An 11732-nucleotide genomic window follows, 5' to 3' on the forward strand; every position below is an offset into this window, starting at 1 on the left:
CAACTCAGGAGGCCGGGGTGGGCGCGTTTAGGTCATGCCTTCATTGGAAGACCGAAGCCCGTCCCAGGTCATCCGCCCGTTAACCTTAGGGGGAACGTGGAGCTCCGGCCGGACGGCACGTGTGGGGCATCCTTCGAAAGCGCTCCGGAAAGGCGACTGCTGATGTCGCTCCGGAGCGCTTTCCTTTTTTGGGGCGGCTTGCGCTGGGGCGCATGGCCACCGTAAAGCAAGGGAGTGCGCTTCCTCTTCTGCGGGATCATTCTGCTGGTGTTCGCCTTTTCGGCCGGCGCGGAAGAACTGCTTCCCAAAGTGCAGCGCGAACTGCGGGCGCGGAAATTCTACTTCGGCGAAATCAACGGCCGCGCCACGGATGAGACGGTGGGCGCGATCGGGAAATTTCAAGAAGCGCACGGTCTCGATCGGACAGGCAATCTGGATGACGAGACGCTGCGCGCGCTGGGATTGCCGGGCGACGGTCTGGCGAATCGTGAAGAAGTGCGCCGCCTCGAAGATTGCAGTACCTGCGTGCTGCGGTATCTGCAGGCATGGCAGAGCGGCAATTGGGACCGCGAGGCTGCTTTCTTTGCCGATGTGGTCAACTACTACGACGATCAAAATGTGAACCGCGATTTCATTCGCGAGGCGCGAGCCCGGGAGTCGCAGCGCTGGCCGCATCGCAAGTCGACCATGCTCAATCGTATCGCCTCGCTGGAGCCCGGTCACGAGGATCAGGCGCAGGTCACGGCGCGGGTTCGCACCGAGGTGGCCGGCGAATCCGGCCCAGCCAGAGCACGAACGGAGGATCTCGTCTTCCGCTTGCAAAAGACTGGTCAGGGCTGGCGCATCGCCGCCGTGAAACTGCTGGAGTAGCCCAACTTCGCCGACAATCCTGCCTACAATGCGCGTCCGCACCACAATCCTTTTGCTTCTTTTGCTGGCCGGCACGGCGTTCGTCGCTGGGTTGGTCGCGCTGCGGCGCACCGAGGCGCAGAAGTTCGCCGGTGCCAAGGCAGCGCTGGAGTCGGCATGGCGGGCGCGTGTGGAGGAATTTTGGGGAAACCAAGGTGCGTCTCTGCAAAAGATGGTGGAGGAATATTCGGGCCGTCCCAACGTGCTGGAAGCGATCGTGAGCGACAACCGCAAGTGGGCGGAGGACACTTGGGACGATCGCACACTCGCGGGCTTTTCTGCCAGTGCCGTTTGGGTTTATCATGGCGAGGGGACGCTTTTTTACTCTCACTCGAATACGCAGCCGGAAGAACTGCAAAAGACGCCCCTCTCAGCGGATGCATTGGCCAAGCTGTTCGGTCGAGATAAGGTCACACAGTTTTACTTTCCGCTGGCGCCCAGTGTCACCGGTGGTTTGCGCCTGATGGAAGTGCGCGGCGTTTCCATCAGGTCATCTTTGGACAGAACACGTCAGAGCCCCGTGGAAGCCTTCTTCCTGGCAGGACGAATCTGGGATGAGGACCAATTGCGGTTGGCATTTTTGGACAACGATCGTGCGCATTTATTGTCACCCGAAAAAGCGGCTGCGACCGTCTTTGGGGCCAGTGAGATGCACGACGTCGTGCCGTTGCGCGACTGGCAGGGGCGCGACTTGGCCCACCTCGTATTTACCAAAGTGGATCCACAAATGGCCGCTCTGGACGCGAGGGGCGACAATGTATTTTTCACGCTGTTGCTCGGCGCTCTTGTGCTCTTCGTTGTCCTCTTTCTTCTGCTCCACCGCGCGGTGGTGCGCCCGCTGCAGCGCGTGATTGAAAGTTTGCACACCGAGAACGTGAAACCGCTGGAACCGTTGCGCGGGCAGAAGGCGGAGTTCGGCGAACTGGCGCGGCTCATCAAGACGTTCTTCGTCCAGCGGGCGGACCTGATGCGCGAGATGAATGAGCGCAGCGCGGCGGAGAAGGCCCTGCACGAGAGCGAAGAGATGCTGCGGCACTTGCAGAAGATGGAAGCGGTGGGCCGGCTGGCTGGCGGTGTGGCGCACGATTTCAACAATCTGCTCACCGCCATCATCGGCTACGCGGATTTATTGCGGCAACGATTCGGCGACAATCCCGCGGCGCGTCAGCCGGCGGAGTTGATTCATCAAGCGGGTGAGCAAGCCGCCGGATTGACCCGGCAACTCCTGGCCTTCAGCCGCAAGCAACTGCTGCAGCCGAAGATCATCGATCTCAACGCCATCATCACGAACCTGCACCGGCTGCTCCAGCGCATCATCGGCGAACATATCGAGATCGTCTCGCAGCCCGAAGCCGCCCAACCCCGGGTGAAAGCCGATCCCGGACAGATCGAGCAGGTGATCGTGAACCTGGGGGTGAATGCCCGCGACGCGATGCCCGGGGGCGGGCGCCTCACCATTCGCACCTGCAACCTCGTGGTAAGCGAGGCGCGCCCGGTCCCTGAACTGGAGGCGGGCGAATACGTCGCCCTCGAGGTCACCGACACGGGCGAGGGGATGGATGCGGAAACGAAGGGGCGCATCTTCGAACCGTTCTTCACCACGAAGGGGCCGGGCAAGGGGACGGGTCTGGGGCTCGCCACAGTCTACGGCATCGTGCGGCAGAGCCACGGCGCGATCGTCGTGGAAAGCGAATGCGGGCGGGGCAGCACGTTCCGCATTTATTTGCCGATGGAGCAGGGCGCGGTGGAAACGGTGGCGCTCGCGCCTATCCCGGCGAACGGTGCCGCGCGCAAGGAGTTGATCCTCGTCGTGGAGGACGAGGACATCGTGCGCGATCTGGTCTGCGAAATCCTGCAGAGCCAGGGCTATCGTGTCCTCGCGACCAATCGCGGCTCCGAGGCGGTGCGCCTCTTGCGGGAAGAAGAGCACAACGTCGATTTGCTGATCAGCGACGTCGTCATGCCCGAGATGAACGGCGCGCGCGTCGCCCAACACGTCCACGAACTTTGCCCACGCGCCCGGGTGCTCTTCGTCTCCGGTTATTCGGAAAACGATATGGCCGATCAAGGCCTGGAGGCGCTCGCTTTTCAGGTGCTGCAAAAGCCCTTCACGCCCGGCACGTTGACGCGAAAAGTGCGCGCGGTGCTTGATGCTCCTAGCGCCTGAGGCGCTCGAGAGCAGTGTCGATATCGGCCTCGATGGTGCGGAGACGCTCGCTGCGCTGGCTCGTGGTCAAAGCCACCTGCGCGGCGATCGTATTCACCTTTCTCCGATACGTCCGCGCGCGGCTGGCCGAGGCCGGAGTGGGGCTCTCGCTCTCCAACTGGTCTATTTTCGCGAGCAGCGCCATTTGCTGGCTATGCAACTTCGCTTCCGACCTCTCGTGCTCCACTTTTGCCGCGGCAAGCCCACGATCGGTGCGCGCCTCATGAGTCTCGAGCGCGTGACCACGCGCATCCTCTTGCGCCAGCTCCGCCTCTTCCCCGGCCACTCGCTTCTGCCGCTCGCCTTGCCGGTCCCTTGCTTTCGCTTCGCTCCAGCCAAAAAGCCCGCCTTGCTGGGGATCGCCCGTGGTCGCGCAGCCGGCCAGCAGCATCCCTGCCGCCAGCAATCCGCCGAGCCGCGCGGCGCGCCTCATTGCTTCAGCTTGTCGGGGAGCGCGGCGAGCTTGGCCCGCTGGCGCAGCAATTCCGCCCGCTGTTCGGAAAGTTGATCGATCTCCTTTTGGAGATCCGCGCCGTGCGGATCGTCCGTCGCCTTCTGCATCACCGCTTTGTGAGCATCGATCGTGTCCTGCCACGAACGCGCCTCGTGATCGAGCTCAGTCAGTTTCGAATTGATCGAAGTGCGCAGGTCGAATTCCTGCACAGTCGGCCCGGCCGAACGGTCGGACGCCAGGATCGTGGCCAGTTGCTGCTCCTTGGTGGTGACGACGCCGCGCAGCTTCTCGTTGTATTGCCGACGCATCGCCACCTGCTGATGGATGCCGGTGATCTGCGAATCCAGCGCGCTCTCCTTGGCGGCGTAACCCTCCTTCCTTTTCGCCACGGAATCGCCATAGGCCGCGCCGGCCGCCCCACCCACCACCGCTCCGGCGGCGGCGGCTCCCGCGATCGCTCCCGGCTTGCCCTTCAGCGCGGCAGCCGTTCCGGCTCCCACGGCCGCGCCCACCACGGCCCCGGTCGCCGCCCCCTCGGTGCGCGTGCGGTCGCTGTCGCTTTTGTTGGTGCAGGCGGCCAGAGAGCCGAGGAGGATGGTGGTGCCGAGCACCTGGGTTTGCCGGAGGAAGAATCGAAAGGTCATTTTCGCCGGGGAGATTGTTGCGCCAAGAGGCGAGCGCGCGCGAGCGAAATGTTTTCTACCGGGTCGGGCAATATTCCGCTTCATCTCCCGCCGCTCCTGCGTAATCTCCCGCCCACCATGCGCGCAATCCTTGCTCTCGAAGACGGCCGGTACTTCCTCGGCGAATCCTTTGGCACGCCTGTTTCCACGGTCGGCGAAGTGTGTTTTAACACCTCGATGACCGGCTACCAGGAAGTGCTCACCGACCCCTCGTACCGCGGCCAGATCGTGGCCATGACCGCCCCGCAGATCGGCAACTACGGCGTGAACGACCTCGACGACGAAAGCGCGGCGGTGCACGTGCGCGGCTTCGTGATCGAGGAGCTCAGCCCCGTGGCCAGCAGTTGGCGCTCCCGCGGCACCCTCGACGAGTATCTCAAGAAATGGAAAATCCCGGGCATTCAGGGCATCGATACCCGGGCGCTGACCAAGCACCTGCGCTCCCGCGGTGCCATGCAGGGCTGTCTCACGACGGACGATATCACGCCGGAACAAGCCGTGGCGCGGGCCAAGGCCGCCCCACCCATGGCCGGCTCAGACTTTGTGAAAGAAGTGACGCCCAAGGCTCCCTACGCCTGGGACCCGGAGAATCGCGAGAGCCGCGCGTGGACTATCGTCAAGGGCGACGGCGCCGCGACGGAGGTCACGGAAAACGGCGAGGTCTTTGAAAAACTGCCGCCCGTGAAGCATCACATCGTCGCCTACGACTACGGGATGAAGCGCAACATCCTGCGGCGTCTGCGGCAGGAGGGCTTCAAGGTGCAGGTCGTGCCCGCCGAGACCCCGGCGGCGGAAGTCCTCGCGCTCAAGCCCGACGGCGTCTTCCTCTCAAATGGCCCCGGCGACCCCGCGGCCCTCACCTACGTGCACGAAATCCTCCGCGGCCTCATGGGCAAGACCCCGATCTTCGGCATCTGCCTCGGCCACCAGATGCTCGGCTACGCTTTCGGCGGCAAGACCTTCAAGCTCAAGTTCGGCCATCGCGGCGGCAACCAGCCCGTCCAGGACCTGGCCACCGGCAAGGTCTCGATCACCTCGCAGAATCACGGCTTCGCAGTCGACGCCGACTCGCTGCCCAGCGACGTGGAGGTTTCCCACATCAACCTCAACGATCACACTGTCGAGGGGCTGCGCCACAAATCGCTCCCCATCTTCAGCGTGCAGTACCACCCGGAGGCCGCCCCCGGCCCGAACGACGCGGGTTATTTCTTCCGCGAGTTTGCCAAACTCATTGAAACATCGCAGGCTGGTCGCTAATTTCCCCTCCCAGCCATGCCCAAGCTCCTCATTTCCCTCCCCGAAAGCAGCGACGCCAGCCACGACCTGACCGAGCCAGTCATCACCATCGGCCGCGTGCCGGACAGCGTGCTTCAGATTGAGGACATCTCCGTCTCCAGCAACCATGCGACCCTCACCCTCGGCGAGGATGGCGATTACATCCTGCGCGACATCGGGTCGACGAATGGCACGATGCTGAATGGCAAGGATATCGTCGCCGAGGAGGACCATAAGCTGCAGGACGGCGACAAGATCACCTTCGGCAAGATCGAGACGAGCTACGTTTCCGAGAATCCGGCGGAAGCCCGCCCCCTGCCGGAAACCGAGGAAGTGACCGCCGTCGTGGCCTCCACGAGCAAACGCCCGGCGGATTTCGCGAACGCCTCGCCTTTCCAGAAAAAGAAGAAAAAGAAGGATCCGGTCGGCCTGGCGCTCATCGTCGTTGCCATCCTGGCCATCCTGGGCTTCGGGGCCGTGGTCGCCTCCGTTTACAACATCCAGCCGCCGACGCTTTAAGGATTCACCGGCGCGATGCTCTCGACGATGCGTTGCGAGCGACGCGTGCTGGGTGAGATCACGGCTGATCCGCTGGCCGCCCTGTGGCTCGGCGTGGATGCCTGCGAATTCCGCCTCGCCATCGATGGACGCCTCCCGCTGCAAAGCACGACCGTCCGATCCCTATGGAATGCCGACGAGTGGCGGATCCTCTTTGAAGTCGCCGACACCCACGTCTGGGCCACCCACACCGAACGCGGCGCGCCGCTGTATCAGGAAGAAGTCGTCGAAGTCTTCATCGACCCGGTCGGTGACCTCGAGAGCTATTTCGAGATCGAGCTGAACCCGCTCAACACCGTCATGGAAGTCGTGCTGCGTCGCAATCGCAGCGGTTACCTGAAAGACTTCGCCTGGCGCTGCGAAGGCTTGCGCACCGCCGCCCGCCGTACTGACACCGGATGGTGTGCGGAATTGGCGATCCCCTTCCGCAGCCTTACCGCCGACCCTCCGTCAGTCGGCGAAAAATGGCGCGCCAACTTCTGCCGCATCGACCGCCCACCGGGCGTCGAGCGCGAACTCACCGCCTGGTCCTCACCCGGCCGCGCCAATTTCCACACCCCCGAGCGCTTTGGTTTCGTCGATTTTGTTGCGTGAAGCCGTGGCGGGATCGCCTAAGTGCCGGGAGGTGCGCCACTTTAGGAGCGGGAGGTATTTGATCGACTTTCGACGGTGTTCCATGCTAGGAACTCTGCTCCTGAATGAGGGACATTCGAATTCTAGGGATTTCGAATCACATCAGGACGCTGTTGCTCGCGCTCAGCGCGCTCGCCCGTCTCTCCATCGCGCAAGAATCGGTTCTCCCCGATGGCCATCTGGCCGACCGGCGTTTCGCCTTCGCGCTGGATCGCGGAGCACTCGCGCCCAGTGGGAGGAATTCTCTCTTGGGCGAAGACGATTTTTTCCTGGCGCTTTCCCCGGCCATCGTGGGAGGGGACGCCTTCCAGGAAGGACTCTACCGGTCGGATTCTCTTCGGCGGAGCAGGGGATGGAATGCGGATCAGCATTACCTCGCTGCCGAACTCGCCCCTGAGCCGTTTCCGGAGCCCATCGCGGAGGGGCCGCCGGACGATCGAAGATATACGGTGGACGACCGCCCCGTTTTCGTCGCTGACCCGCGGCTACGCAGGAGGTCGCTGACCTGGCCGGGTGCGTTCGAGCTGACGCTCCTGTGCCTCGCCGGACTGCTCACCTTTGTGCTGATGAAGAAGGATCGGTCTTTCAAGTCCGTGGAGCAGACGGAGGAAGAACTGGGGCTGGCCGTGCTGAGCTCGGTGCCCAAGGCCGGCAAGCCCCGCCACCGTGCGGGCGGGCAATTGATTCTCCAGGAATTGGACAGTGCCGTCGCCGAATCCTTTCGCTCCCTGCGGGCGGCGCTCTCCCTGGGAAGCGAGAGCCCCGCGCATCACGTCACCCTCTTCACCAGTGCGGTTCCGGGCGAGGGAAAGAGCTTCTGCTCCGTCCATTATGCCGTGTCGCTGGCGCAACTCGGGGAGCGCACGCTGCTCATCGATGGCGATCTCCGGCTGCCGACCGTCCACCAGTATTTCTTCGAGGAACCGCCGGAAAAGGGCGTCGGTCCCGTGATGGATGGCCAGTGCGAACTCGACGCCGCCATTCAAGCGACCGCCATCCCCCATCTCTTCGTCCTCCCGTCGGGCCGGCTCGTGCCGCACGCCGCCGAGCTCCTCGCGCAGGACGCCTTTCACGATTTGCTCCGCGGAGCCCGGGAAAAGTTCGAGCGCATCGTGGTGGATAGCGCGCCGGTTCACGCGGTCAGCGATGTCCTGCTCATGCTCCCCGACGCCGAGGCCCTCTGCCTCGTGATTCGCGCCGGCAAGACTTCGCCCAAAGCCGTCCAGCGCGCCCTCCGCCTGATCGAAAGAGCCAACGGCGCCATCGCCGGCGTCATCCTCAATGGCTTGAACACCTTCGGCGTCGACCACTTCCAATACGGCGCTGAGGATTACGCCAAAAGAGTCTACGGCATGGCGGAGAGTGCCAAAGACGGAAGCTGACTCAGCGCCGAACCTCCGTCAGCCGACGCTTTTCCAGTCCCGGAGGGACGACAGAAGGTAGCCGGTCGGCGTAAGCCACCGGAACCACGATACCACCAGCGCTCAGCCCCGGATGGGGCGGCAGAATCGAGGCTGAATGGCTTCCCAGGTAGTTACCCGGCTTGGATCACGGTGATACTCTCCCATCCGACGGTCCAGTTCGGCAATCTGTTCGCGAGATACGGGAATCTCGTTCGGATGCGCCGCCAGATCATCCCAAAGTTCGCTGACAAGAACCAGCTTCTCGGCCGCAGTCAACTGGCCAACCCCAGGAATGGTTTCGAGGATCATCGGGGAAAAATACCCAAGATCGGTCGCCGGACAAGATCAGAAGCGACTGGTGGCGCCGGCGCCGGCGATGAAGCGGCCCCGCGTTTGACGCGCGGAGCAGTTCGACGGTCACGCATGGCGGGCCTCGGGGCGAAACGCACGAGCGAAGAAATAGACGACGAGCGCCACCGCGGAAAGACCGCTCCCGATGAAAAACGGACGCTGCAAGAGGTGCAGGCTTTCCCGGGGATCGCCATCGTAAAGGCCACTGGAGAATTCCGGAGCCATCGAAATGTGTCCGCGCACGCCCATCCACATCGCCACCGTGCCGAAAAGGAATGGCGCCAGTGCACAGGCAAACGCCCCGACCGAGCCCGAGCGGCGAAACGCCACGACCACGGCGGCGGCGAAGAAAACGGCCATGCACAGATGCAGCGTCAGAATGACCGGACCACTGACGACCATCCCTTGCCAGAGGGACAGAGTATGGGCGGGCTCTTTCATGGCGTCACGAATCGTAGATGACGACGCCCGACTGAGCCAAGGCCGCGCGAGCCGCCAGCCGGCCCTCCAGAGCCCCCGCATGCAACTCCAGCTTGTGCCCATCGGGATCGAGAAAGTAGAACGAATCCGCCTGCCCCGGCTCCTGCCAGCGCGTCACGCCGGCGCCGGTGAGCCTCTCCGCCAGCAGTCCCAATTCCGCTGGCCCGACGCTGAAAGCCGCGTGCGAGTACTCCGGCAATGGCCCACGCCGCACGGCGGGATCGACGACCAGCGCCAGCCACAGCGTCCCCGCTTCGAGATACGCCGACGATGGCCCGCGCATCCGGATGGAAAAGCCCAGCAACCCGGCGTAAAACGCCATGGAACGATCCAGGTCACTGACGGCCAGCGTCAGATGATTGAGGCCGGTGATGGAGCTCATGCCTTCTCGCGCCTGGTTAGGCGATGTTGGTCGCTGGCGCAAAGGGCTCTCCGCTGGCGAGGCGGCGGATGAGCAAGATGGTGCAGTGGCTGAAAAGTGGGTAGCGAGGGGAATCGTCGGGCACGTACCGGATGACGGCTGGAAAGAAAGTGGTGCCCAACTCGGCGTTCGCGGTGGCTGCTGCGTCAACTACGGCACTGCAAATCTGCTGTGGATCCAGTGTCGTCTGTGCCAAAGCTCTGGTGGCAGGCAGCCCGACAATCGAGGGCTTGGAAACCGGAACTGATGAGAAGGCGATCTGCAGGAAAACATGAGATGGGCCGGTGATGTAGCTTACTCCGTAAAACTCACCTGACTGAACGTACGTTGGCATCGTTGATGTGGGACGTGTCAAAATTGGCGCGCTAGCGGCTGATTAGGCGCCGTTCGGTTCGGAAGTAGGAAGATCAAAACCACAGTTAAGAAGAGGCCAACGCCAATGTATGAAGTCGATGACCTTCTGTTCGGCTGCCGTGAGCGGACGTCCTCCTGCGGAACAGCCGCGCCGCCAGAAAGGAAAGTTGAGAAACACTGCTTTCGCGTTGGCTGCTGTCTCACACGAGACGTCAATACTGCTGTAGGGAAGCCATTCGGTGAGACAGGTAAACTGCTCCGTGGCGGACTTGCCGCGCAGGCCGCACTGCTCCGGAACAAAACCGCCAAAGCCGTCGCCGAAGTAAGCAGCCACGACGCGAATCGGGGCGCGGATGCGCGCATTGAATTCCGACAGGCGCTCTGCCGGCACCCACAATTCCTCGTGCTCATGTCCCCCGACGACATGGCGTTCGAACTGCGCCGCGTAGGCGTCTGGAATCTCGAACTCGGTGACATAGCCGGCTCTATCGTCCTCCTTGGTATTCCAGTCGCGGGCGATCTGTTCCGCATAGGCGCGGTTCGTGACCGGATAAAAGATCGGCTGCTCGGGCAGCCGCGGCGGGAACTCGCGCATCTGTGCGTCGAACAGCAGAGCGAGTTCTTTAAATCCGACTGGTCGCCAGAGAATCACGCGCGGGGATCAGGTGTCATAATCGCCATCGGGCTACAAAAGAGGTGGTCGCTGTGCGCTATGGTGGAGAAACGAAAGGAGGTCATCCTTGGGAGTGATAGCACATGGGGAAGCGCATTCGCATCGAGAAGCCCAGCAACGCAGCTGATCTGGAGTTCATGGCATTCCCCGAGCGATCCAGCGTTCGTACTGAACAAGGATGTTGAAGTAGTCGAGGTAGAACAAGAACACCATGCAGCCGATTCCGACGCAGCAGGCAAAAATGCCCAGTGGCCGAGACGAGTTCCGATAAACAGCGGCAATGCCCACCGCTGCCGTCGGAACAAATACGATCGAGAGCAACCAAGGTTCGAAGCCAGTGTGATTGCTATCGTTGCCGTGTTTGTAATACAACAGAGCCAGCAGAACGGCGATCGAGAAGATAGCGCCGACAGATGACAGGCGGGTCAAGAGGCGCGACGAACTCAGGGAAGTTCCGTGATCATGGGCAGGTGTTGCGTCCATCAGATCAAATCCATCGGAGGGCTATCACTACCAGGCCGACAGTGATGGCAAAACCCATTGCGGCGGAACGCTTTTCCCGGCCTGTCCGCGCGGCCAACGCCATATGAAAATTGATAAAGAGGAGAAACGGGGACCACGCGAGAAGGGGATATGAAAGGCTGGCGGTGCCGCGGTGCATGAGTCCTGCCGCGAAGGCGAGCAGACCGGCCGCGAAGAACGCGGCGATGAATTTCCAATTCAAGAATCGGCCCAGCGGATTCGTACGAGGGGTTGTGGCCGGTGGGGTTTTCATCGCGTCGGCGTTTGGGTGATGCATGGGCTCAATCCCAACCAAATTTCAACAGCGGCCGGCTGCACTTCGGACACGGCTGGCGCAGCTTCGCGAGGTCGATATTCGCGATGTGACAGACCGGGCAATACACACCGTCGTTGGGAATCGCGATCGATTCCCGGAACTGGGAAAGTTGGGTCGCCGCCGCATAGACCTCGTCTTCGCTGGCGTCGACGGACGGCAGACCCTGCGCCGGGGCGTTCGGAGTCATCTTGTTCAAAGGCTCGGTCGCAATCCAATCGTCCGGCTGCAGATCCATGTGGTCGTCGAACCGCTCGGTAATATCCAACTGGCTGTAGGAAATCTGGCTCGTCGGAACCGTCCGCGTTGCCGGTTTTGCTTTTTTCTTAAATGGCCACATGGGAATCGGGGTAGGCTCAGCCGTTCGGGTTCAAGGACGTCGCCAGCCGGGCACCATACACCCACTGGCCGAGGAGGCTGGCGGCGTAAAGCAGTTGGAAGACGAAGACCACCCGGCCAAAGCGCGACCATGCGATCGGCTTGGCGAAAATGAGCAG

The 11732-nt window shown here is 62.5% G+C and carries 16 protein-coding genes; 6 read left to right on the forward strand and 10 right to left on the reverse strand.

The genetic code is table 11. The features are described from left to right. Positions 1-234: 234 nt before the first annotated feature. Positions 235-870: a peptidoglycan-binding domain-containing protein gene (locus ABJF10_RS23855; protein WP_348547125.1), complete on the forward strand. Its 636-nt coding sequence runs from the start codon at positions 235-237 to the stop codon at positions 868-870. Positions 871-922: 52 nt separating this feature from the next. Continuing rightward, a complete protein-coding gene (locus ABJF10_RS23860) occupies positions 923-3076 on the forward strand; it encodes a response regulator (RefSeq protein ID WP_348547126.1) in 2154 nt (717 codons plus the stop codon). Here ABJF10_RS23860 and ABJF10_RS23865 read toward each other — a convergent pair. Both ABJF10_RS23865 and ABJF10_RS23870 read right to left on the reverse strand, forming a co-directional pair. Further along, a complete protein-coding gene (locus tag ABJF10_RS23865) occupies positions 3066-3548 on the reverse strand; it encodes a hypothetical protein (protein ID WP_348547127.1) in 483 nt (160 codons plus the stop codon). The two genes, ABJF10_RS23860 and ABJF10_RS23865, sit on opposite strands and share 11 nt — an antisense overlap. Next, on the reverse strand, positions 3545-4213 hold the full coding sequence (locus tag ABJF10_RS23870) for a hypothetical protein (RefSeq protein WP_348547128.1): 669 nt from the start codon (positions 4211-4213) through the stop codon (positions 3545-3547). Before ABJF10_RS23870 ends, ABJF10_RS23865 begins: the two co-directional genes overlap by 4 nt. A gap of 117 nt (positions 4214-4330) precedes the next feature. Here ABJF10_RS23870 and carA point away from each other — a divergent pair, with 117 nt between their 5' ends. From carA to ABJF10_RS23890, 4 genes are all read left to right on the forward strand, one after another. Continuing rightward, on the forward strand, positions 4331-5509 hold the full coding sequence (gene carA, locus ABJF10_RS23875) for a glutamine-hydrolyzing carbamoyl-phosphate synthase small subunit (RefSeq protein ID WP_348547129.1): 1179 nt from the start codon (positions 4331-4333) through the stop codon (positions 5507-5509). A 15-nt stretch (positions 5510-5524) separates the two neighbouring features. Further along, the gene (locus ABJF10_RS23880) at positions 5525-6046 is read left to right on the forward strand and encodes an FHA domain-containing protein (RefSeq protein ID WP_348547130.1); all 522 of its coding nucleotides are present in this window, start codon (positions 5525-5527) and stop codon (positions 6044-6046) included. 15 nt (positions 6047-6061) lie between these two features. Next, positions 6062-6679 (forward strand): carbohydrate-binding family 9-like protein, encoded by a 618-nt coding sequence (locus ABJF10_RS23885; protein WP_348547131.1) that lies wholly within the window; start codon positions 6062-6064, stop codon positions 6677-6679. A 104-nt stretch (positions 6680-6783) separates the two neighbouring features. Then, positions 6784-8100, forward strand: a complete 1317-nt coding sequence (locus ABJF10_RS23890) for a CpsD/CapB family tyrosine-protein kinase (RefSeq protein ID WP_348547132.1) — start codon at positions 6784-6786, stop codon at positions 8098-8100. 102 nt (positions 8101-8202) lie between these two features. Here the strand turns inward: ABJF10_RS23890 and ABJF10_RS23895 are convergent, their stop codons facing one another. From ABJF10_RS23895 to ABJF10_RS23930, 8 genes are all read right to left on the reverse strand, one after another. Further along, a complete protein-coding gene (locus tag ABJF10_RS23895; RefSeq protein ID WP_348547133.1) occupies positions 8203-8430 on the reverse strand; it encodes an addiction module protein in 228 nt (75 codons plus the stop codon). Positions 8431-8538: 108 nt separating this feature from the next. Next, on the reverse strand, positions 8539-8913 hold the full coding sequence (locus tag ABJF10_RS23900; RefSeq protein ID WP_348547134.1) for a hypothetical protein: 375 nt from the start codon (positions 8911-8913) through the stop codon (positions 8539-8541). Positions 8914-8917: 4 nt separating this feature from the next. Then, a complete protein-coding gene (locus ABJF10_RS23905; RefSeq protein WP_348547135.1) occupies positions 8918-9334 on the reverse strand; it encodes a VOC family protein in 417 nt (138 codons plus the stop codon). Positions 9335-9350: 16 nt separating this feature from the next. Next, positions 9351-9707, reverse strand: a complete 357-nt coding sequence (locus tag ABJF10_RS23910; RefSeq protein ID WP_348547136.1) for a hypothetical protein — start codon at positions 9705-9707, stop codon at positions 9351-9353. A gap of 42 nt (positions 9708-9749) precedes the next feature. Next, positions 9750-10379 (reverse strand): hypothetical protein, encoded by a 630-nt coding sequence (locus tag ABJF10_RS23915; protein ID WP_348547137.1) that lies wholly within the window; start codon positions 10377-10379, stop codon positions 9750-9752. 156 nt (positions 10380-10535) lie between these two features. After that, positions 10536-10883, reverse strand: a complete 348-nt coding sequence (locus tag ABJF10_RS23920) for a hypothetical protein (RefSeq protein WP_348547138.1) — start codon at positions 10881-10883, stop codon at positions 10536-10538. A gap of 4 nt (positions 10884-10887) precedes the next feature. Continuing rightward, positions 10888-11175 (reverse strand): hypothetical protein, encoded by a 288-nt coding sequence (locus ABJF10_RS23925; protein WP_348547139.1) that lies wholly within the window; start codon positions 11173-11175, stop codon positions 10888-10890. Between the two features lie 28 nt (positions 11176-11203). Beyond that, positions 11204-11575, reverse strand: a complete 372-nt coding sequence (locus ABJF10_RS23930; protein ID WP_348547140.1) for a hypothetical protein — start codon at positions 11573-11575, stop codon at positions 11204-11206. Between the last annotated feature and the right edge of the window lie 157 nt (positions 11576-11732).

It is taken from the genome of Chthoniobacter sp., from assembly GCF_040003245.1.
Taxonomy (GTDB): domain Bacteria; phylum Verrucomicrobiota; class Verrucomicrobiia; order Chthoniobacterales; family Chthoniobacteraceae; genus Chthoniobacter.